19 protein-coding genes are annotated in these 21,060 nt (G+C 58.8%); 15 read left to right on the forward strand and 4 right to left on the reverse strand.

Going from position 1 to position 21,060, the window contains the following annotated elements; translation table 11 throughout:
* Positions 1-209 precede the first annotated feature (209 nt).
* On the forward strand, positions 210-977 hold the full coding sequence (locus ACCD02_RS16940; protein WP_413304000.1) for a GntR family transcriptional regulator: 768 nt from the start codon (positions 210-212) through the stop codon (positions 975-977).
* 360 nt (positions 978-1,337) lie between these two features.
* Here ACCD02_RS16940 and smpB read toward each other — a convergent pair whose 3' ends face one another.
* Positions 1,338-1,820 carry an SsrA-binding protein SmpB gene (gene smpB / locus ACCD02_RS16945; protein ID WP_413304003.1) on the reverse strand — a complete coding sequence of 161 codons (483 nt, stop codon included), beginning with the start codon at positions 1,818-1,820 and terminating at the stop codon, positions 1,338-1,340.
* 114 nt (positions 1,821-1,934) lie between these two features.
* On the opposite strand from smpB, the gene ACCD02_RS16950 reads away from it, so the two are divergent.
* From ACCD02_RS16950 to ACCD02_RS16960, 3 genes are read left to right on the forward strand one after another with little or no spacing between them, the layout of a single operon-like run.
* Complete coding sequence (locus ACCD02_RS16950) at positions 1,935-3,338, forward strand: sodium-dependent transporter (RefSeq protein ID WP_413304156.1); 1,404 nt, start codon at positions 1,935-1,937, stop codon at positions 3,336-3,338.
* Between the two features lie 7 nt (positions 3,339-3,345).
* The gene (locus tag ACCD02_RS16955; protein ID WP_413304006.1) at positions 3,346-3,780 is read left to right on the forward strand and encodes a type II toxin-antitoxin system RatA family toxin; all 435 of its coding nucleotides are present in this window, start codon (positions 3,346-3,348) and stop codon (positions 3,778-3,780) included.
* Entirely contained in the window at positions 3,773-4,093 is a 321-nt protein-coding gene (locus tag ACCD02_RS16960; protein WP_413304009.1) for an RnfH family protein, read from the forward strand. Before ACCD02_RS16955 ends, ACCD02_RS16960 begins: the two co-directional genes overlap by 8 nt.
* Positions 4,094-4,158: 65 nt before the next feature.
* Here the strand turns inward: ACCD02_RS16960 and ACCD02_RS16965 are convergent, their stop codons facing one another.
* Positions 4,159-4,683, reverse strand: coding sequence for an outer membrane protein assembly factor BamE (locus ACCD02_RS16965; protein WP_413304011.1), 525 nt, complete (start codon positions 4,681-4,683; stop codon positions 4,159-4,161).
* A gap of 98 nt (positions 4,684-4,781) precedes the next feature.
* Here ACCD02_RS16965 and fur point away from each other — a divergent pair, with 98 nt between their 5' ends.
* Entirely contained in the window at positions 4,782-5,189 is a 408-nt protein-coding gene (fur, locus tag ACCD02_RS16970) for a ferric iron uptake transcriptional regulator (RefSeq protein WP_413304013.1), read from the forward strand.
* A 219-nt stretch (positions 5,190-5,408) separates the two neighbouring features.
* Here the strand turns inward: fur and recN are convergent, their stop codons facing one another.
* Positions 5,409-7,082 (reverse strand): DNA repair protein RecN, encoded by a 1,674-nt coding sequence (gene recN, locus ACCD02_RS16975; protein ID WP_413304016.1) that lies wholly within the window; start codon positions 7,080-7,082, stop codon positions 5,409-5,411.
* Positions 7,083-7,354: 272 nt separating this feature from the next.
* Between recN and grpE the strand changes: the two genes are divergently transcribed.
* The 8 genes from grpE (at position 7,355) to ACCD02_RS17015 (ending at position 17,862) form a co-directional block, all read left to right on the forward strand.
* The gene (gene grpE / locus ACCD02_RS16980) at positions 7,355-7,918 is read left to right on the forward strand and encodes a nucleotide exchange factor GrpE (protein WP_413304018.1); all 564 of its coding nucleotides are present in this window, start codon (positions 7,355-7,357) and stop codon (positions 7,916-7,918) included.
* Between the two features lie 106 nt (positions 7,919-8,024).
* Positions 8,025-9,947, forward strand: a complete 1,923-nt coding sequence (dnaK, locus tag ACCD02_RS16985; protein ID WP_413304021.1) for a molecular chaperone DnaK — start codon at positions 8,025-8,027, stop codon at positions 9,945-9,947.
* Between the two features lie 178 nt (positions 9,948-10,125).
* A complete protein-coding gene (gene dnaJ, locus ACCD02_RS16990; protein WP_413304024.1) occupies positions 10,126-11,262 on the forward strand; it encodes a molecular chaperone DnaJ in 1,137 nt (378 codons plus the stop codon).
* Between the two features lie 10 nt (positions 11,263-11,272).
* A complete protein-coding gene (gene dapB / locus ACCD02_RS16995) occupies positions 11,273-12,076 on the forward strand; it encodes a 4-hydroxy-tetrahydrodipicolinate reductase (RefSeq protein ID WP_413304027.1) in 804 nt (267 codons plus the stop codon).
* A 394-nt stretch (positions 12,077-12,470) separates the two neighbouring features.
* A complete protein-coding gene (carA, locus tag ACCD02_RS17000; RefSeq protein WP_413304030.1) occupies positions 12,471-13,607 on the forward strand; it encodes a glutamine-hydrolyzing carbamoyl-phosphate synthase small subunit in 1,137 nt (378 codons plus the stop codon).
* Positions 13,608-13,740: 133 nt separating this feature from the next.
* Complete coding sequence (gene carB / locus ACCD02_RS17005) at positions 13,741-16,962, forward strand: carbamoyl-phosphate synthase large subunit (protein ID WP_413304032.1); 3,222 nt, start codon at positions 13,741-13,743, stop codon at positions 16,960-16,962.
* Positions 16,963-16,964: 2 nt separating this feature from the next.
* A complete protein-coding gene (greA, locus tag ACCD02_RS17010) occupies positions 16,965-17,441 on the forward strand; it encodes a transcription elongation factor GreA (protein WP_413304158.1) in 477 nt (158 codons plus the stop codon).
* Positions 17,419-17,862, forward strand: coding sequence for an MFS transporter (locus ACCD02_RS17015; RefSeq protein ID WP_413304035.1), 444 nt, complete (start codon positions 17,419-17,421; stop codon positions 17,860-17,862). The genes greA and ACCD02_RS17015 overlap by 23 nt, the downstream gene beginning before the upstream one ends.
* Before the next feature lie 24 nt (positions 17,863-17,886).
* Here ACCD02_RS17015 and ACCD02_RS17020 read toward each other — a convergent pair whose 3' ends face one another.
* A complete protein-coding gene (locus ACCD02_RS17020) occupies positions 17,887-18,195 on the reverse strand; it encodes a YhbY family RNA-binding protein (protein ID WP_413304037.1) in 309 nt (102 codons plus the stop codon).
* Positions 18,196-18,298: 103 nt separating this feature from the next.
* Here ACCD02_RS17020 and rlmE point away from each other — a divergent pair, with 103 nt between their 5' ends.
* Both rlmE and ftsH read left to right on the forward strand, forming a co-directional pair.
* Entirely contained in the window at positions 18,299-18,949 is a 651-nt protein-coding gene (gene rlmE / locus ACCD02_RS17025) for a 23S rRNA (uridine(2552)-2'-O)-methyltransferase RlmE (RefSeq protein WP_413304039.1), read from the forward strand.
* Positions 18,950-19,142: 193 nt separating this feature from the next.
* Entirely contained in the window at positions 19,143-21,053 is a 1,911-nt protein-coding gene (ftsH, locus tag ACCD02_RS17030; RefSeq protein ID WP_413304041.1) for an ATP-dependent zinc metalloprotease FtsH, read from the forward strand.
* Positions 21,054-21,060 lie beyond the last annotated feature (7 nt).

Here is a 21,060-nt window from a genome sequence, read left to right on the forward strand (position 1 = left end):
ATTGGTAATACCAATTTACAATGGCTGGTCGCTAGGTTAAAAGCCTTGTCTGTGGTGTGTCAATTTGTCTCTCTTAAACTTTGGTCGAGGTTGCCCGTCGATATGCGTCTGATGGGCTGTCTGTGGCGATATCTGGAGGGTGCTTGCGCGCCGTCAATCAGCCAGAATAGGCGGTCCCGGCAATTCTTCGGGGATGTGGAGTGAGGGTTATGGGGTTTGATCAGGTGCGTCAGCGCCGTTTGTCTGACGATATTGTCGAGCAGCTGGAAAGAATGATCCTGGAAGGAACATTGAAGTCGGGCGGTCGTTTACCCGCCGAGCGTGCACTGGCCGAGCGGTTCGGCGTGTCGCGTCCCTCCCTGCGTGAGGCGATTCAGAAGCTGACGGCCAAGGGCCTGTTGGTCAGTCGCCAGGGTGGCGGCAACTATGTGGTGGAAAACCTCGGCTCGACATTCAGCGACCCGCTACTGCATCTGCTGGAAAGCAGCCCTGATGCCCAGCGCGATCTGCTGGAGTTTCGCCAGACCCTTGAAGTGTCCTGCGCCTACTACGCGGCCGTCCGCGCCACGGACGTGGACCGCGAGCGTTTGAAGGCGGCGTTCGAGACCCTGCAGGATTGCTACACCCGGGTCGATGAAGTCAGCCGGGCGGAAGAGGGGGCCGCAGATGCCAACTTCCATCTGGCGATTGCCGAGGCCAGCCATAACGCTGTGCTGCTGCACACCATTCGCGGCCTGTTCGACCTGCTCAAGCGCAACGTGGTGACCAATATCGGTGGCATGTACAAACAACGCACGGAAACCCGCGACATGCTGATCGATCAGCATCGGGAGCTTTATTCGGCGATCATGGAAGGGCGTGCCCAGGACGCGCGGGAAGTCTCGGCACGGCATCTGTTGTATGTGCAGGAGGTGCTGGAAGAGGTGCGCCAGCAGGTGCAGCGCGCGGCCAGGGCGGAGCGGCGCAACGGAATGTGAGATCGCTGTAGATGTATTGTGGGAGCGGATTTATCCGCGAAGGGGTCGGTACACCCAGAAGATTGTCATCGTCTGGAATACCGCTTTCGCGAATGAATTGGCTCTGTCTGCATTAAGTGTTGCTTACGAGGTATCGCAAATTATGTGGGAGCGGATTCATCCGCGAAAATATCGTGATTGTGCACACTTCTTCGCGGATAAATCCGCTCCCACAACATCTACACCTCATTAGAACCGATGACGATGCAGCTGCCTGAATCGGCCAGGTAAATCGCTGGCCGCAACACCTGACGCAGACAGAGCGAATGAATTCGCTCCCACAATCGGCCATGCAAACCAGGCGGCAGGGCTGATCGTGCCCTACTCGTCCTTGCCCTTGTTGCGCACGGCGCGTTGCAGCTCGCGATTGGAGTCGCGTTCGCGCTCGGTGTCGCGCTTGTCGTACTCCTTCTTGCCTTTGCCCAGAGCGATTTCGCACTTGATCAAGTGCGCTTTCCAGTAAAGGGAGAGGGCCACGCAGGCATAGCCTTTCTGCGACACCGAGGTAATGAGCTTTTCCAGCTCGCGCTGGTTGAGCAGCAGTTTACGGGTGCGTGTCGGGTCAGCGATGACGTGTGTGCTGGCAGTCGTCAGTGGCGAGATATGGCTACCCATCAGCCAGGCCTCGCCATCCTTGAGCAGCACATAACTGTCGACCAGCTGTACCTTGTTGGCACGCAGGCTTTTTACTTCCCAGCCAGCCAGGACCAGACCGGCCTCGAACTTGTGTTCGATGAAGTAATCGTGTCGCGCCTTTTTGTTTTGCGCGATGGTCCCTGTGGGATGTTTCTTGAGCTTAGCCATAGGGGACGCATTATAGGGAGTCGCGGCATTGTCGGCTATGGGTAACCTGCGTGCTTGAGCACGTTGATTGAATCCCGGACAATGCGCGCTCTTTTTTGGTTGGGCGTGGGTGCGATGTCGACGGATAAGGTTTCGGTCCATGGAAGTTGGGCCAGTCGCTGGGTGTTCATTCTGGCGGCAACGGGTTCAGCGGTCGGGCTGGGCAGTATCTGGAAGTTTCCGTACATGGTCGGCGTCTATGGCGGCGGCGCGTTCGTACTGATGTTCCTGGCCTGTATCGCCCTGATCGGCATCCCGGTGATGATGGCCGAGACCCTGATCGGTCGCCGCGCCCGCCTGAGCCCGGCCAATGCGTTGAAGGTGCTGGCGCTGGAAGCCGGGCATTCGGCGCGCTGGTCATGGGGCGCCTTTGCCGGGATGATCACGGCGTTGCTGATCCTGTCCTTTTATAGCGTGGTGGGTGGCTGGTCCCTGGACTACATCATCGATATGGGCCGTGGCGATTTTCAGGGCGTGACCCCGGACAAGGTCGGCGCCTATTTCGGCGCAGTGATTGCCGACCCCTGGCGGCTGACCGCCTGGCATACGGCGTTCATGCTGCTGTCGGCGGTGGTGATCGCCAAGGGCGTGGTCGCCGGGCTTGAGCGCAGCCTGCGCATCATGATGCCGTTGCTGTTTCTGCTGATGATCATTCTGCTGGGCTACAGCCTGACCACCGGGCACTTCATGGAAGGCGTGCATTTCATGTTCGACTTCAATCCGGACAAGGTCCTCGATGGCTTGCTGCCGGCCATGGGGCATGCGTTCTTTTCCCTGAGCGTCGGCGTGGGCTCGATCATGATCTACGGCGCCTACATGACCAAGGGCGCCTCGATCAGCTCGACCGTCGTCGGCGTGGCCCTGCTCGACACCTTTGTCTCGCTGCTGGCCGGGCTGGCGCTGTTCCCCATCGTGTTCCAGGCCGGTTTGAACCCCAGTGAAGGCCCTGGCCTGATGTTCGTGACCTTGCCTTATGCGTTCGGTAACGTAGCCTTTGGCCAGGTGATGGGGGTAGTGTTCTTCGTGTTGGTGGCCATTGCCGCCTGGAGTTCTGCGATTTCCCTGCTGGAGCCAATGGTGGCTTATCTGGTCGAGCGGACCAAAGTCAGCCGCGCCTGGGTGACGTTCTGGCTGGCCTTCAGCTGCTGGTTTGTCGGTCTGGGGACGGTGTTCTCGTTCAACATCTGGCAGAAAGCCAAGTTTTTCGTGAACGATGCCAATGGCTTTCATCTCTACCAGTGGGGCGCGGAAAAAGGCCTGGATTTCTTCGGGGTCATCGATTTCTTCACCTCGCGGATCATGTTGCCGCTGGGTGGATTGTGTTTTGTACTGTTCGCAGGTTGGGTGATGGGTACGAAGGCAGTGCGCGACGAGTTGTCGATTCGCAGCCCTGTTCTGTTCGCCACAACGTTCTTTTTGATGCGCTATGTTGCGCCGATCGGCATTCTGGTTGTCTTTGCCGCTCAGCTTTGGAAATGACGCTGACATGACTACACATATTCAACGCTCGGCCTTGCTGCCTTACCCGGCGCGGGCGCTCTACGACCTGGTCAACGATGTCGCGAGATATTCCGAGTTCCTGCCTTGGTGCTCCTCTGCGGTGGTGCTCGATGCCAGCGATGAGAACATGCGCGCCAGCCTGGAGATCGCCAAGGGCGGCTTGAGCCAGCGCTTTGTGACCCGCAATACCCTGGTGCCGGGAGAGTCCATCGTGATGGATCTGGTCGAGGGGCCATTCAACCAGTTGCATGGTGTCTGGACCTTCAAGGCTTTGGGCGACAAGGCCTGCAAGATCAGCCTGGATCTGTCTTTCGACTACGCCGGGCCCATCGTGCGTGCGACCCTGGGGCCGCTGTTCAATCAGGCGGCCAATACCCTGGTAGATGCTTTTTGCCAGCGGGCGAAAGAACTGAATGCCTGAGGTACTGATCGAGGTCGAGGTGGTCTGTGCCATGGCCGACCGCCAGGTATTGATCAGTCTTGAGCTGCCGGGTGGTTCTACCGCTCGTCAGGCAATCCAGGCTTCTGCAATACAGGAGCAGTTTGCCGACCTGGACATTTCCCAGTGCGCTGTAGGGATTTTCGGAAAAGTGATCGGTAATCCTGAACAGCGGCTGTTGGAAGCTGGCGATCGTGTGGAGATCTATCGGCCTCTGCTCGCGGACCCCAAGGAAATCCGGCGTTTGCGTGCGGCCAAGGCGGCCAAGGCTCGTGCCGATGGCGAGTCTTCTTGAGGCGCTGAATCAGGCAGACACAAAAAAGCCCGGCATGCCGGGCTTTTTGCTGTACGCCGCACATATTAACGCGGGTTGGTATCCAGCGGTTCCTGGACGGGGACCGGGACGGTTTCCACTTTGTCCACGTCGTTCTGGATCTGTTGCAGCAGCGAACCAGGCTTGGCCGGTGCATCCGGTTTTGCCGGAGCAGCTTTGTCGGTTGGCGCAACTGTTGTATCAGTGCCTTTACCAAGGATGGCTTCATCGCGGCTGACGCCGGGCATGAAGTCGCCGTTCAGGCTGACCAGTTGGTCGTTGCTGTTGAAGATCAGCGTCATGCGTTCCTGTTGGCGTTCGCCGCCGCCAGGTTGCAGACTGTAGAGATAATCCCACCGATCCGCATGGAACGTATCGGTCAGCAGGGGATTACCCATGATAAACCGTACTTGTCGGCGGGTCATTCCCGGCCGTAACTGGTCTATCATGTCTTGCGTGACGACATTGCCCTGCTGGATGTCGATTTTATAAACCCCGGGGAATGAACAACCGGCGAGTGCGAGCAGTCCCACGAGGGTGAAACTGGTTAGCAGGAGCTTGGTGTTTTGCATCGGTGGGCGACTTCCACTATCTTGGCTGGGACAACGTAAACCCCGATCATACCTGCATTAAGAGAAGCTGCGAAGCAGCGTCTGCGAGAAAGCTGACCATGGTTGAAAATAGCGAACTCCGTAAAGCCGGATTAAAAGTGACCCTGCCAAGGGTCAAGATTCTACAGATGCTCGATTCCGCCGAGCAGCGTCACATGAGCGCAGAAGATGTGTACAAGGCGCTCATGGAAGCTAGCGAGGACGTTGGCCTGGCCACGGTCTACCGTGTCCTGACTCAATTCGAAGCTGCCGGACTGGTGGTTCGCCACAATTTCGACGGCGGTCATGCGGTATTCGAATTGGCTGACGGCGGCCACCACGACCATATGGTCAACGTGGAGTCTGGTGAGGTGATCGAATTTTTCGAAGAAGAAATCGAGAAGCTTCAGAAGGCGATCGTCGAGAAGCACGGTTATGAGCTTGTTGACCACAACCTCGTGCTCTACGTGCGTAAAAAGAAGGCGTAAGTCTTTTTATAGCTGCAGCGAAGGCGACCTCAGGGTCGCCTTTGTGCTTTTTGAAGATCGGAATTGGGTAAACGCCGCTTTTGTGGGAGCGAATTCATTCGCGAAAGCGGTGGTCTAGACAACAGCAATGTGCCGAGTGTGCCGGCCTCTTCGCGAATGAATTCGCTCCCACAATTCGCTTTCATAATTGTATTTCGCCGTCAGCGCCCTTGTTGGGCGTTAAACCTTCGCGGCCATCACCATCTTCTTCGCGTGAGCCAGGGATTCCTTGGTCAGGTCGATGCCGCCAAGCATCCGTGCCACTTCCTCAATGCGTTCGGTCTTGCTGAGCCTGGATACCGCCGTACGCGTCGCTTCGCTGTCCCGAACCTTGTGCACGAATAAATGCTGATGGCCCTGGGCCGCTACCTGAGGCAAATGGGTTACGGTCATGACTTGCCCTCGTTCACCGAGGCGGCGTAGCAACTGCCCGACAATTTCCGCCGTCGGGCCACCGATGCCGACGTCCACTTCGTCGAAGACCAGGGTCGGTATCCGCGAGGTCTGGGCGGTAATCACCTGGATGGCCAGGCTGATACGCGACAGTTCGCCGCCGGATGCCACTTTGGCCAGGGCCTTGAGGGGCTGGCCGGGGTTGGCGCTGACCAGCAGTTCGACCTGTTCCAGGCCATTGGGCAACAGATCCTTGCCGGTATTGGGGCGCAATTCGATGTTGAAGCGGCCGCCCGGCATGCCCAGACGCTGGATTTCCAGTTCCACGGCGTTGGCCAGCCCGGTTGCCGCCTGATGCCGCCGGTCACTGAGCTCCCGGGCCTTTTCCTGATAGTGCCGGGCAAAGGACGCCAGTTCGTGCTCAAGGCGTTCGATGGTTTCGTCGTTGGCGTTGAGGGTCTCGATTTCATCCAGCAGCTTCTGTTGCAGTGTGGCGACTTCGGTGGGCTGGATGCGGTGCTTGCGCGCCAGGGTGTAGATCGCGTCGAGGCGTTCCTCAAGCTGCTGCAGGCGCGCCGGATCGGCATCGAAGTGATCAAGGAAGCGATTGAGCTCGCCGACGGCTTCTTCCACCTGGATCTGCGCGCTGGCCAGCAGGTTGGTGGCTTCATTCAGCGCAGTCGGGGAATTGCTCACGCCACTGAGCCGATGCAGGCTGGCGGTCAGGGCGTTGAGCACATTGCCGGAATCGCTCTCGCTGCACTGCTCGACCACTTGTCGGCAGATGCTCAGCAGGCTTTCGGCGTTGGTCAGGTTCTTGTGTTCCTGCTCCAGCTCCAACAACTCGTTTTCGCCCAGGCTCAGGCTTTCCAGCTCTTCCAGTTGATAGCTGAGCAACTGATGGCGCGAGCGTTGCTCGTCACCGGAGTTGGACAGGCGTTCCAGCTCCTGGCGGGTCTGGCGCCAGCGCTGGGCGGCCAGGTGTACCTGGCGCGCCAGATCGGTGGCCCCGGCGTACTCGTCGAGCAGGCGGCGATGGGTGTCGGTCTTGAGCAGGGACTGGTGTTCATGCTGGCTGTGGATATCGATCAGCAGCTCGCCCAGGGCCTTGAGGTCGCCCTGGGGGCAGGGTGTGCCGTTGATATAGGCGCGCGAACGCCCTTCGGCGGTGATGACCCGGCGCAGGATGCACGGCCCGTCGTTGTCCAGGTCGCGTTCGGCGAGCCAGTCGCGGGCCTCGGGAATGTCGGCCAGGTCGAAGGTGGCCAGAATATCGGCCTTGTCGGCGCCGGGGCGGACCACTCCGCTGTCTGCGCGATCGCCCAGGGTCAGGCCCAGGGCATCGAGCATGATCGATTTGCCGGCGCCGGTTTCGCCGGTAATGACGCTCATGCCGCGATCCAGTTCGAGATCGAGATGTTCGACGATGGCGTAATTGTGTACGGAAAGATGTACCAGCATGGAGTGGCTCCCATGGATTTATCTGGTTATTTATACAGTGCTTTGTTCTGCATTGACAATGCCCGGCCTTAGCTCGATTTGCTTGGGTGGCAATGCTTTTTAGTCCGTCGGGTAATTTTGTTTGTTTCGGGCCATGACGGCCAAGGCCGGAAATATTGTGAGGATATGTTGGTGATCAGCGGTATCCGGCCCTTGAAGCTGAAAAAACCGCTCCCATATAGGGGGGCAGAAGCGCGAGTTGAGCTCGCGGACGTATTTGAAAGGAGAAATCTATGGCTGACGAACAGAATCTGGATGCGCAGGCTCAAGACCAAACTAACGAGGCGGTGTCCGGCGAAGAATTGGTAACCCGCGTGCAAGTGTTGGAAGAGCAATTGGCTACCGCACAGGACCAGGCTCTGCGCGTCGCTGCGGATTTGCAGAACATCCGTCGCCGCGCCGAGCAGGATGTCGAGAAGGCTCACAAGTTTGCCCTGGAGAAGTTTGCCGGTGACTTGCTGCCGATCATCGACAGCCTGGAGCGCGGTCTGGACCTGTCCAACCCGGATGACGAAAGCATCCGCCCGATGCGCGAAGGCATCGAGCTGACGCTGAAAATGTTCCAGGACACCCTCAAGCGCTTCCAGCTTGAAGCCATTGATCCTCACGGCCAGCCGTTCAACGCCGAAATGCATCAGGCCATGGCCATGCAGGAAAGCGCTGACGTCGAGCCTAACAGTGTCCTCAAGGTGTTCCAGAAGGGTTATCAGCTCAATGGTCGTTTGTTGCGCCCGGCCATGGTCGTGGTCAGCAAGGCACCGTCGCCTGCTACGCCGTCAATTGACGAGAAGGCTTGAAATCAGCTGATTGGCCCCCATTAACAGGCCATGCGTTTAAAGAGCTACCGCAATTTGTAAACGCAGTTGCGGCAACCAAATTCAAAGTTTCGGGAGAGTAATCAAGATGGGCAAGATTATCGGCATCGACCTGGGGACCACCAACTCCTGCGTCTCTATTCTGGAAAACGGCAAGGCCAAGGTCATCGAGAACGCCGAAGGCGCTCGCACCACGCCTTCGATCATCGCTTACGCCAACGACGGTGAAATCCTCGTCGGTCAGTCGGCCAAGCGTCAGGCTGTGACCAACCCGCACAACACCCTGTACGCGGTGAAGCGCCTGATCGGCCGTCGTTTCGACGAAGAAGTGGTACAGAAAGACATCCAGATGGTCCCTTACAAGATCGTCAAGGCTGACAACAGCGACGCCTGGGTTGAAGTGAACGGCCAGAAAATGGCTCCGCCACAGATCTCGGCTGAAATCCTGAAAAAGATGAAGAAAACCGCCGAGGATTACCTGGGCGAGCCTGTGACTGAAGCGGTCATCACCGTTCCGGCCTACTTCAACGACAGCCAGCGTCAGGCGACCAAAGACGCCGGCCGTATCGCTGGCCTGGACGTAAAACGCATCATCAACGAACCTACTGCAGCCGCACTGGCCTACGGTATGGACAAGGCCAAAGGCGACCACACTGTCATCGTTTATGACCTGGGTGGCGGTACTTTCGACGTTTCGGTTATCGAAATCGCTGAAGTCGATGGCGAGCACCAGTTTGAAGTACTGGCAACCAACGGCGACACCTTCCTCGGTGGTGAAGACTTCGACATTCGTCTGATCGACTACCTCGTCGACGAATTCAAGAAAGAAAGCGGCATGAACCTCAAGGGCGACCCGCTGGCCATGCAGCGCCTGAAAGAAGCCGCTGAAAAAGCCAAGATCGAGCTGTCCTCTTCGCAGCAGACCGACGTCAACCTGCCGTACATCACTGCAGATGCAACCGGTCCCAAGCACTTGAACGTGAAGATCTCCCGCGCCAAGCTGGAATCTCTGGTTGAAGACCTGGTTCAACGTACCGTCGAGCCTTGCCGTATCGCGCTGAAAGACGCCGGTATCGACATCGACAAGATCAACGACGTGATCCTGGTCGGTGGCCAGACCCGTATGCCGCTGGTGCAGAAGACCGTTACCGAGTTCTTCGGCAAAGAAGCGCGTAAAGACGTTAACCCTGACGAAGCTGTTGCCATGGGTGCTGCGATTCAAGGCGCGGTACTGGCCGGCGACGTCAAGGACGTCCTGCTGCTGGACGTCAGCCCGCTGACCCTGGGTATCGAAACCATGGGTGGCGTGATGACTGCGCTGATCGAGAAAAACACCACGATTCCTACCAAGAAATCGCAAGTGTTCTCGACCGCCGACGACAACCAGGGCGCTGTGACCATTCACGTGCTGCAAGGTGAGCGTAAGCAAGCCGGTCAGAACAAGTCCCTGGGCAAGTTCGACCTGGCCGAGATTCCACCGGCGCCACGTGGCGTGCCGCAGATCGAAGTGACCTTCGACATCGACGCCAACGGCATCCTGCACGTAGGTGCCAAGGACAAAGCGACCGGCAAGCAACAGTCGATCGTGATCAAGGCCAACTCCGGTCTGTCCGAGGAAGAAATCCAGCAGATGGTGCGTGACGCCGAAGTGAACGCTGAGGAAGACCGCAAGTTCGAAGAACTGGCCTCTGCCCGTAACCAGGGTGATGCACTGGTTCACTCGACTCGCAAAATGGTCAGCGATGCCGGTGACAAGGTGACCGCTGATGAGAAAGCAGCGATCGAAACGGCTGTAGTAGCCCTGGAAGCCGCTGTAAAAGGCGACGACAAGGCGGCCATCGAAGCCAAGATCGAAGAGCTGTCCAAGGTCTCGGCACCGGTTGCCCAGAAGATGTACGCGGATGCTGCCGAGAAGCCTGAAGCCGGTGCACAGCAACCTGGCCAGGAAGAAACCAAGCACGCCGACGACGTCGTTGATGCCGAGTTTGAAGAAGTCAAAGAACACAAGTAAGCGCAGGCTCACTTGAAAGCCGGTTCACTGCATTCGTGCGGTGGCTGGTAGGATGTCGCCGCGCGGGAGCTTGCTCCCGCGTTGGCGTGTCTGGAACATCAGAATTTTTTGGTGCATGGATCACGTCCGTGCGCCCTCAGGAGCGTTTGCCGGACGTCCTCAAGAGTGCAAATGAATTATGTCGAAGCGTGACTTTTACGAAGTGCTGGGAGTGGAGCGCGGCTCCAGTGAAGCAGACCTGAAGAAGGCTTATCGCCGTCTGGCGATGAAGCATCACCCTGACCGCAACCCTGGCGACAAGGCGTCGGAGGACCTCTTCAAGGAGGCCAACGAAGCTTATGAAGTGCTTTCCGATGCCAGCAAGCGAGCGGCGTATGATCAGTACGGTCATGCCGGTGTCGACCCGAGCATGGGTGGCGGCGGTGGCGGATTTGGTGCCGGTGGCGCGAACTTCTCCGATATCTTCGGTGATGTGTTCAGCGACTTCTTCGGCGGTGGCCGGGGTCAGGGCGGTGGTCGTGGCGGCGCTCAGCGTGGCAGTGACCTGCGCTATACCCTGGAGCTGAATCTCGAGGAAGCGGTGCGCGGCACGACCGTGAATATCCGTGTTCCGACGCTGGTCAACTGCAAGCCATGCGATGGCAGCGGTGCGAAGAAAGGCTCGTCGCCGATCACTTGCCCGACGTGCGGCGGTATTGGTCAGGTACGCATGCAGCAGGGCTTCTTCTCGGTGCAGCAGACCTGCCCGCGTTGCCATGGTCACGGCAAGATCATTTCCGATCCATGCGATTCGTGTAACGGCGAAGGCCGTATCGAAGAGTACAAGACGCTGTCGGTCAAGGTGCCGCCAGGTGTCGATACCGGCGACCGCATTCGCTTGTCGGGCGAAGGCGAGGCGGGAGCTCAGGGTGGCCCGACCGGCGACCTGTATGTGGTGATCAATGTGCGCGAGCACGCGATTTTCCAGCGCGACGGCAAGCATCTGTACTGCGAAGTGCCGATCAGCTTCACCGATGCGGCCCTGGGTGGCGAGCTGGAAGTGCCGACCCTGGATGGTCGGGTCAAGCTGAAAATCCCTGAAGGTACTCAGACTGGCAAGCAGTTCCGTCTGCGCGGCAAGGGCGTTGCCCCTGTACGTGGCGGCGGTGCGGGCGACCTGATGTGCCGTGTTGCCGTCGAGACTCCGGTCAACCTGGGTCGTCGTCAGCGCGAATTGCTCGAAGAGTTCCGTACCTCCCTTGAGGGCGACAACACGCATTCCCCGAAAGCCAGTGGCTGGTTCGAGGGTGTGAAGCGTTTCTTCGGCGATTTGTAAGGGGCGGGTTATGCGACGTATTGCTGTGATGGGCGCCGCCGGGCGCATGGGCAAGGCCCTGATCGAAGCGGTGCAGAAGGCGCCTGGCGCGGGTCTGACCGCTGCCGTGCACAAGCCGGACAGCACGCTGATCGGCGCTGATGCCGGTGAGCTGGCGGGCCTGGGGCGCATCGGTGTGCAACTGTCGGGCGACCTGGCCCATGTGGCTGACGAGTTCGACGTGCTGATCGACTTCACTCACCCGTCGGTGACCCTGAAGAACCTGGCTTTCTGCCGCAAGGCGGGCAAGGCCATGATCATCGGCACCACGGGTTTCAGTGCTGAAGAAAAGCAGCGTCTGGTCGAAGCCGGCAAGGATATTCCGATTGTCTTCGCCGCCAACTTCAGCGTCGGTGTGAACCTGTGCCTGAAGCTGCTCGACACTGCATCGCGGGTGTTGGGTGATGACGTGGATATCGAGATCAGCGAAGCGCATCACCGGCACAAGGTCGATGCGCCGTCGGGTACGGCGTTGCGCATGGGTGAAGTGGTGGCCAATGCCCTGGGTCGTGACTTGAGTGAAGTGGCGGTCTACGGGCGCGAAGGGCAGACCGGTGCACGTGATCGTCAGACCATCGGTTTTGCTACCGTGCGGGCCGGGGACATCGTCGGTGATCACACTGTGCTGTTCGCCGCCGATGGCGAGCGCGTCGAGATCACCCACAAGGCGTCCAGTCGCATGACCTTTGCCAAGGGCGCCGTTCGCGCCGCTATCTGGCTCGATGGTCAGGCGCCGGGGCTGTACGATATGCAGGATGTACTGGAGCTGCGTTGATTCCCGGCGGGCGAACCCGGTAGTAATGGATTCGCTGGGAGTGAATTTTGTGGGAGCGAATTCATTCGCGAAGAGGTCGGTACATTCGACGCATCTCTGTCGTCTGGATCGCCGCTTTCGCGAATGAATTCGCTCCCACAACCGCCCCGCAGCTACCCTCGCATTTATCTCCTGCCTCGCCTGCATCAGGGGCAGCTGTCTTCCTGTCGCATTCCCCCGCCTTTGAGACTCTTTTCCGGTAGACCAAAACAGGCTTTTTCTGTAAGCTACAGCTTTAGTGTGTCCACTAAAAGCGCGCAGATGATTCTATAAGAAAGCGGGGTGACGTATTACGTCATTCCGCTTTTTTGCAACCTGCGAATGCCCTTTCAGGCTTTAACTACGGGAGGTCTTCTTGACTAAGCCAGCCATACTTGCCCTTGCTGATGGCAGCATTTTTCGCGGCGAAGCCATTGGAGCCGACGGTCAAACCGTTGGTGAGGTGGTGTTCAACACCGCAATGACCGGCTATCAGGAAATCCTTACCGATCCTTCCTATGCCCAGCAAATCGTTACCCTGACTTACCCGCACATCGGCAACACCGGCACCACGCCGGAAGACGCCGAGTCCGATCGCGTCTGGTCTGCCGGCCTGGTCATCCGTGACCTGCCACTGGTAGCCAGCAACTGGCGCAACAAGATGTCCCTCGGGGATTACTTGAAGGCAAACAAGGTTGTTGCCATCGCCGGTATCGACACCCGTCGCCTGACCCGCATCCTGCGTGAGAAAGGCGCACAAAACGGCTGCATCCTGGCCGGTGACAACATTTCCGAAGAAGCGGCCATCGCCGCTGCGCGCGGCTTCCCGGGTCTCAAGGGCATGGACCTGGCAAAGGAAGTCAGCACCAAAGAGAGCTACCAGTGGCGCTCCAGCGTCTGGAGCCTGAAAACCGACAGCCATCCTGACATCGCTGATGCAGAGCTGCCGTACCACGTCGTTGCCTACGACTACGGCGTCAAGCTCAATATCCTGCGCATGCTGGTAGAGCGCGGCTGCCGCCTGACCGTGGTCCCGGCGCAGACGCCTGCGGCTGACGTGCTGGCCCTCAATCCGGACGGCGTGTTCCTGTCCAACGGCCCTGGTGATCCCGAGCCGTGCGACTACGCGATCAAGGCGATCCAGGAAGTCCTGGAAACCGAGATCCCGGTCTTCGGCATCTGCCTGGGTCACCAACTGCTGGCCCTGGCCTCCGGTGCCAAGACTGTGAAAATGGGTCATGGTCACCACGGTGCCAACCACCCGGTGCAGGACCTGGACACGGGCGTGGTCATGATCACCAGCCAGAACCACGGTTTTGCGGTGGACGAGTCCACGCTGCCGGGCAACGTACGCGCCATTCACAAGTCGCTGTTCGACGGCACCCTGCAGGGTATCGAGCGCACCGACAAGAGCGCGTTCAGCTTCCAGGGTCACCCTGAAGCGAGCCCGGGCCCGAACGACGTTGCGCCACTGTTTGATCGCTTTATCGAAGCCATGGCCAAGCGCCGCTGACGGTTGCCTTGAGAATGTAGCGCGAAGATGGCCGGGCCCGAACGACACGCTGTTCGGTGATGAACAACCCGGCCACCTCAGAAGAAAATTCAAGACGGCTTGCCGACTGACTTGCGGATTTGAGTGACAACCCATGCCAAAACGTACAGATATTAAAAGCATCCTGATTCTCGGCGCCGGCCCCATCGTGATCGGCCAGGCCTGTGAATTCGACTACTCCGGCGCCCAGGCCTGTAAAGCCCTGCGCGAGGAGGGTTACCGTGTCATCCTGGTGAACTCCAACCCGGCCACCATCATGACCGACCCGTCGATGGCCGACGCCACCTACATCGAGCCGATCAAGTGGCAGACCGTTGCCAAGATCATCGAGAAGGAGCGCCCGGACGCGCTGCTGCCGACCATGGGCGGCCAGACCGCGCTGAACTGCGCCCTGGACCTGGAGCGCGAAGGCGTTCTGGAGAAGTTCGGTGTGGAAATGATCGGCGCCAATGCCGACACCATCGACAAGGCCGAAGACCGCTCGCGTTTCGACAAGGCCATGAAATCCATCGGCCTGGACTGCCCGCGCTCGGGTATCGCCCACACCATGGAAGAGGCCAACGCGGTTCTCGAAAAGCTGGGCTTCCCGTGCATCATCCGTCCATCCTTCACCATGGGCGGCACGGGCGGCGGTATTGCCTACAACCGTGAAGAGTTCGAAGAAATCTGCACCCGTGGCCTGGACCTGTCGCCGACCAAGGAACTGCTGATCGACGAATCGCTGATCGGCTGGAAAGAGTACGAGATGGAAGTGGTCCGCGACAAAAAGGACAACTGCATCATCGTCTGCTCCATCGAAAACTTCGACCCGATGGGCGTCCACACCGGCGACTCCATCACTGTTGCGCCAGCCCAGACGCTGACCGACAAGGAATACCAGATCATGCGGAACGCCTCCCTGGCGGTACTGCGTGAAATCGGCGTGGAAACCGGTGGTTCCAACGTTCAGTTCGGCATCTGCCCGGACACCGGCCGCATGGTCGTGATCGAGATGAACCCGCGTGTATCGCGTTCGTCGGCCCTGGCGTCGAAAGCCACCGGCTTCCCGATCGCCCGCGTTGCCGCCAAGCTGGCAATCGGCTACACCCTCGACGAGCTGCAAAACGAAATCACCGGCGGCAAGACCCCGGCGTCCTTCGAGCCGTCCATCGACTACGTCGTGACCAAGCTGCCACGTTTCGCCTTCGAGAAGTTCTCCAAGGCCGATGCGCGCCTGACCACCCAGATGAAATCGGTCGGTGAAGTCATGGCCATCGGCCGGACCTTCCAGGAGTCCCTGCAGAAAGCCCTGCGTGGCCTGGAAGTGGGCGTCTGCGGTCTCGATCCGAAACTGGACCTGAGCAACCCGGAAAGCATGAGCGTGCTCAAGCGCGAGCTGACCGTGCCGGGCGCCGAGCGTATCTGGTACGTGGCTGACGCCTTCCGTGCCGGCATGACCGTCGAGCAGATCTTCGGCATGAACATGATCGACCCTTGGTTCCTGGTACAGATCGAAGATCTGATCAAGGACGAAGAGAAGGTCAAGACCCTGGGTCTTTCGGCCATCGATCGCGACCTGATGTACCGTCTCAAGCGCAAGGGCTTCTCCGATGCGCGTCTGGCCAAGCTGCTGGGCGTCACCGAGAAGAACCTGCGCACGCATCGCCACAAGCTTGAAGTGTTCCCGGTCTACAAGCGCGTCGACACCTGCGCCGCCGAGTTCGCCACCGATACCGCCTACCTGTACTCGACCTACGAGGAAGAGTGCGAAGCTGCGCCGTCGGATCGCAAGAAAATCATGATCCTCGGTGGCGGTCCCAACCGCATCGGCCAGGGTATCGAGTTCGACTACTGCTGCGTCCATGCTGCCCTCGCCCTGCGCGAAGACGGTTACGAGACCATCATGGTCAACTGCAACCCGGAAACCGTTTCCACCGACTACGACACCTCTGATCGCCTGTACTTCGAGCCGGTTACCCTGGAAGACGTGCTGGAAATCGTCCGCGTCGAGAAGCCCCACGGTGTCATCGTCCAGTACGGCGGCCAGACTCCGCTGAAACTGGCCCGTGCCCTGGAAGCTGCCGGCGTGCCGATCATCGGTACCAGCCCTGATGCCATCGACCGTGCCGAAGACCGCGAGCGCTTCCAGCAGATGGTCGAGCGCCTGAACCTGCGTCAGCCGCCAAATGCCACCGTGCGCAGCGAAGACGAAGCGATTCGCGCTGCCAGCAAGATCGGCTACCCGCTGGTCGTGCGTCCGTCCTATGTACTGGGCGGCCGGGCGATGGAAATCGTCTACGAGGAAGAAGAACTCAAGCGCTACCTGCGTGAGGCGGTGCAAGTGTCCAACGACAGCCCGGTGCTGCTGGACCACTTCCTCAACTGCGCCATCGAAATGGACGTGGATGCGGTCAGCGACGGCACCGACGTGGTGATCGGCGCGATCATGCAGCACATCGAACAGGCGGGCGTTCACTCCGGTGACTCCGCGTGCTCGTTGCCGCCGTACTCGCTGCCAGCGCACATCCAGGACGAGATGCGCGAACAGGTCAAGAAAATGGCCCTGGAACTGGGCGTGGTCGGCCTGATGAACGTACAGCTGGCCCTGCAGGGCGAGGATATCTACGTCATCGAAGTCAACCCGCGCGCTTCCCGGACCGTGCCGTTCGTGTCCAAGTGCATCGGTGTTTCCCTGGCGATGGTCGCGGCCCGTGTCATGGCCGGCAAGACCCTGAAGGAGCTGAACTTCACCAAGGAAATCATCCCGAACTTCTATAGCGTCAAGGAAGCGGTGTTCCCGTTCGCCAAGTTCCCGGGCGTCGACCCGATTCTTGGCCCGGAGATGAAGTCCACCGGTGAAGTCATGGGCGTGGGCGACAGCTTCGGTGAAGCGTTCGCCAAGGCCCAGATGGGCGCCAGTGAAGTGCTGCCGACCGGCGGTACTGCATTCATCAGCGTGCGTGACGATGACAAGCCACTGGTTGCCGGTGTCGCTCGCGACCTGATCAGTCTGGGCTTCGAAATTGTCGCTACCGCTGGTACCGCGCGCCTGATCGAAGAAGCGGGCCTGAAGGTCCGTCGCGTGAACAAGGTGACAGAAGGCCGTCCGCACGTGGTCGACATGATCAAGAATGACGAAGTCACCCTGATCATCAACACTACCGAAGGTCGCCAGTCGATCGCCGATTCCTATTCCATCCGTCGTAATGCCCTGCAGCACAAGATTTACTGCACCACTACCATTGCTGCGGGCGAGGCCATCTGCGAAGCGCTCAAGTTCGGTCCGGAAAAGACCGTGCGTCGCTTGCAGGATCTACATGCAGGATTGAAGGCATGAGCATAACCAAGTACCCAATGACCGTTCAGGGCGCTCGCGCCCTGGAAGAAGAACACACTCACCTGACCAAGGTCGTGCGTCCCAAGCTCAGTTCCGATATCGGCACTGCGCGTGAGCTGGGCGACCTCAAGGAAAACGCCGAATACCATGCTGCCCGCGAGCAGCAGGGTATGGTCGAGGCGCGGATTCGTGACATCGAAGGTCGTATGCAGAACGCTGTGATCATCGACGTGACGACCATCCCGCACACCGGCAAGGTGATCTTCGGTACGACTGTAGAGATCGCCAACGTCGAAACCGACGAAAGCGTGACCTACCAGATCGTTGGTGAAGACGAGGCTGATATCAAGCTCGGCAAGATCTCGGTAGGTTCGCCTATCGCCCGTGCCCTCATCGCCAAGGAAGAAGGTGATGTGGTTGCCGTCAAGACACCGAGCGGTGTGATCGAGTACGAGATTGTCGAAGTCCGCCACATTTGACCTTGGCCGCCCGTTTCCAGCGGGCGCCATTATCTGGCAGCTCACCCAGACACTTTGGGTGGGTGGCCTGGTTTTGCTGCATCTGGCGACGCTGGCGGTAATGGACCAGACAGGCCTGGCGCCGTTGTTGATCGACGAGTTCGCCAATCTGTCCGGTGGTCTGCTGGTGGGGTTTGCCGGCGGGTGTGTGCTGTTGCAGATTGCCGTTCTGATCAAGGTCGAACGGCTGTCGAGCCTGTGGTGTGATCTGCGTGGCCAGCTGTTGTCTATCGCACTGCTGGCTGCAGCGGGCTATTACATGCTCAGACACTGGCTGCCGGAGGCTGTGCACTGGCAGTTATTGAGTTATCTGGTATTGGGGCTGGCCGGGTTGTTGCTGGTTGTGCAACCGGTACCGGGAAGGAATGGCAGGGCACGCTGATGGCGGCCCTGTTCTTCATGTATATCAGTTGAAACGGTGGATGTTGGACAGTTGCTTGTTGACCTTGGGGTTCTTGCGATAGATCAACGCCATCTTGCCGATGACTTGCACCAGATCCGCCTTGCCTGTCTTGCACAGCTCGGCGATGGTCGCCAGGCGGCTTTCGCGGTCAAGGATATTGAGCTTGATCTTGATCAGCTCGTGATCGCCCAGTGCGCGTTCAAGTTCGGCCAAAACACCTTCAGTCAAACCATTGTCCGCCACGATCAATACCGGTTTCAGATGGTGACCAATGGATTTGTACTGTTTCTTCTGCTCCGGAGTGAGCGGCATAATCTGACCTCTGTGTCTGATCTTGTAAAAACGGCGGCCAGTTTACCCGAGCGAGTCCGGGGCCGCCCAAGTTAATCACGACTCGTTATTTTCGAGGTGCCCCGTGGCCCGATCCAAGACAAGCCATAACTGGCTCAAAGAACACTTTGACGACCCGTACGTCAAAATGGCGCAAAAAGACGGGTATCGCTCCCGTGCCAGCTACAAGCTGCTGGAGATCCAGGAAAAGGACAAGATCATCCGTCCAGGCATGACCGTGATCGATCTCGGCGCCGCGCCGGGTGGCTGGTCTCAGGTGACCAGTCGTCTGATTGGTGGTCAGGGGCGACTGATCGCGTCCGATATCCTGGATATGGACAGCATCCCTGACGTGACCTTCATTAAGGGCGATTTCACCGAGGACGCCGTGCTTGCACAAATCCTCGACGCTGTCGGTAATACACAGGTAGACCTTGTGATTTCCGATATGGCCCCCAATATGAGTGGATTGAGCGCTGTGGATATGCCACGCGCAATGTTCCTGTGTGAATTGGCACTGGATCTCGCAGGCCGTGTTCTGCGCCCGGGTGGTGATTTTCTGATCAAGGTCTTCCAGGGTGAAGGCTTTGATGTCTATCACAAGGACATTCGCAAGCTGTTCGACAAGGTTCAGATGCGCAAGCCGTTGTCTTCGCGCGATCGCTCCCGGGAGCAGTATCTGCTGGCCCGCGGCTTTCGTGGGGTAGAGGGTTCGGAGAGTGTCGAGCGTTTTTGAAGCAGGGTGATAGGTATAATCTAATAGCCCTCTGGATGACACTGTACGAGCATCTTACGGTCAAATGTTTCACAAAGGGTTACAGACGGTGCCTGCCACATCTGTGGGTTCTGTAGTAAGTTAGGCCGGTGAATATCATGCGAGGCACGCTTGCTGCGTGGAGCTTGCTTCAGAGGGTAGCTAATTGAACGACATGGCAAAGAACTTGATCCTGTGGTTGATCATCGCGGCAGTCCTGGTGACGGTGATGAACAACTTCTCCAGCCCTAACGAGCCGCAGACCCTCAACTATTCCGAATTCATCCAGCAGGTCAAGGATGGCAAGGTCGAGAAAGTTGCCGTGGACGGCTACGTCATCACGGGCAAACGCAGCGACGGCGACACCTTCAAGACCATTCGTCCGGCGATTCAGGACAACGGTCTGATCGGTGACCTGGTCGACAACAACGTCGTGATCGAAGGCAAGCAACCAGAGCAGCAAAGCATCTGGACGCAACTGCTGGTCGCCAGTTTCCCGATTCTGGTCATCATTGCCGTGTTCATGTTCTTCATGCGCCAGATGCAAGGTGGTGCGGGAGGCAAGGGCGGGCCGATGAGTTTCGGCAAGAGCAAGGCACGCCTGCTCTCCGAAGATCAGGTCAAGACCACCCTGGCTGACGTTGCCGGTTGCGACGAAGCCAAGGAAGAAGTCGGCGAACTGGTCGAATTCCTCCGTGATCCGGGCAAATTCCAGCGTCTGGGCGGTCGCATTCCCCGCGGCGTGCTGATGGTGGGGCCACCTGGTACAGGTAAGACCCTGATCGCCAAGGCGATCGCCGGTGAAGCCAAGGTGCCGTTCTTCACTATCTCCGGTTCCGATTTCGTTGAAATGTTCGTGGGTGTCGGCGCAAGCCGCGTTCGTGACATGTTCGAACAGGCCAAGAAACACGCTCCGTGCATCATCTTCATCGACGAAATCGATGCCGTCGGTCGCCATCGTGGCAACGGCATGGGTGGTGGTCACGACGAGCGCGAGCAGACTCTCAACCAGTTGCTGGTCGAGATGGACGGCTTTGAAATGAATGACGGCATCATCGTCATCGCCGCGACCAACCGTCCGGACGTACTCGACCCCGCATTGCTGCGTCCGGGCCGTTTCGACCGTCAGGTTGTCGTCGGTCTGCCGGATATCCGTGGCCGCGAGCAGATTCTCAAGGTTCACATGCGCAAGGTGCCAATGGGCGAAGACGTTAATCCGGGTGTTATCGCCCGTGGTACGCCTGGCTTCTCCGGTGCCGACCTGGCCAACCTGGTCAACGAGGCCTCGCTGTTCGCCGCTCGCTCCGGCAAGCGTATTGTTGAAATGAAGGAATTCGAGCTGGCCAAGGACAAGATCATGATGGGCGCCGAGCGCAAATCCATGGTCATGTCCGATAAGGAAAAACGTAACACCGCCTATCATGAAGCGGGCCATGCCATCGTAGGTCGCCTCGTGCCTGAGCATGATCCGGTTTACAAGGTATCGATCATTCCCCGCGGCCGTGCCCTGGGTGTGACCATGTTCCTGCCGGAAGAGGATCGTTACAGCCTGTCCAAGCGTGCGCTGATCAGCCAGATTTGCTCGCTTTATGGTGGTCGTATCGCCGAAGAGATGACGCTTGGGTTTGACGGAGTTACCACCGGTGCTTCCAACGACATCATGCGTGCCAGCCAGATTGCGCGGAACATGGTGACCAAGTGGGGACTGTCGGAAAAACTCGGTCCGCTGATGTATGCCGAAGACGAAGACTCGGGCTTCCTGGGGCGCGGCGGTAGCCAGAACTCCAGTTTCTCTGGCGAAACCGCCAAGCTGATCGACTCTGAAGTACGCTTGATCATCGACCAGTGCTACAGCACCGCCAAGCAGATCCTGACTGAAGGCCGCGACAAGCTTGAAGCCATGGCTGATGCCCTGATGAAGTACGAAACCATTGATGCCGATCAGATCGACGACATCATGGCTGGCCGCCCGCCACGTGAGCCACGTGACTGGGAAGGCGGTGGTTCGGGCACTTCCGGTACACCGCTGCCACCAGTGGATCCGCGCCCAGAAACGCCAATCGGTGGCCCTGCCGCTGAACATTAAGGTCTGA

Origin of the sequence: Pseudomonas sp. Pseusp88 (assembly GCF_047303955.1) — a bacterium.
Lineage (GTDB): Bacteria > Pseudomonadota > Gammaproteobacteria > Pseudomonadales > Pseudomonadaceae > Aquipseudomonas.

Bases quoted from the DNA above. Each gene is read 5' to 3' on its own strand.
- carB (WP_413304032.1), top strand. From the start codon at position 13,741: ATGCCAAAACGTACAGATATTAAAAGCATCCTGATTCTCGGCGCCGGC.
- grpE (WP_413304018.1), top strand. From the start codon at position 7,355: ATGGCTGACGAACAGAATCTGGATGCGCAGGCTCAAGACCAAACTAAC.
- ACCD02_RS16950 (WP_413304156.1), top strand. From the start codon at position 1,935: ATGTCGACGGATAAGGTTTCGGTCCATGGAAGTTGGGCCAGTCGCTGG.
- dnaK (WP_413304021.1), top strand. From the start codon at position 8,025: ATGGGCAAGATTATCGGCATCGACCTGGGGACCACCAACTCCTGCGTC.
- dapB (WP_413304027.1), top strand. From the start codon at position 11,273: ATGCGACGTATTGCTGTGATGGGCGCCGCCGGGCGCATGGGCAAGGCC.
- smpB (WP_413304003.1), bottom strand. From the start codon at position 1,820: ATGGCTAAGCTCAAGAAACATCCCACAGGGACCATCGCGCAAAACAAA.
- recN (WP_413304016.1), bottom strand. From the start codon at position 7,082: ATGCTGGTACATCTTTCCGTACACAATTACGCCATCGTCGAACATCTC.
- ACCD02_RS16960 (WP_413304009.1), top strand. From the start codon at position 3,773: ATGCCTGAGGTACTGATCGAGGTCGAGGTGGTCTGTGCCATGGCCGAC.
- ACCD02_RS17020 (WP_413304037.1), bottom strand. From the start codon at position 18,195: ATGCCGCTCACTCCGGAGCAGAAGAAACAGTACAAATCCATTGGTCAC.
- ftsH (WP_413304041.1), top strand. From the start codon at position 19,143: ATGGCAAAGAACTTGATCCTGTGGTTGATCATCGCGGCAGTCCTGGTG.
- ACCD02_RS16940 (WP_413304000.1), top strand. From the start codon at position 210: ATGGGGTTTGATCAGGTGCGTCAGCGCCGTTTGTCTGACGATATTGTC.
- fur (WP_413304013.1), top strand. From the start codon at position 4,782: ATGGTTGAAAATAGCGAACTCCGTAAAGCCGGATTAAAAGTGACCCTG.
- dnaJ (WP_413304024.1), top strand. From the start codon at position 10,126: ATGTCGAAGCGTGACTTTTACGAAGTGCTGGGAGTGGAGCGCGGCTCC.
- ACCD02_RS16965 (WP_413304011.1), bottom strand. From the start codon at position 4,683: ATGCAAAACACCAAGCTCCTGCTAACCAGTTTCACCCTCGTGGGACTG.
- ACCD02_RS16955 (WP_413304006.1), top strand. From the start codon at position 3,346: ATGACTACACATATTCAACGCTCGGCCTTGCTGCCTTACCCGGCGCGG.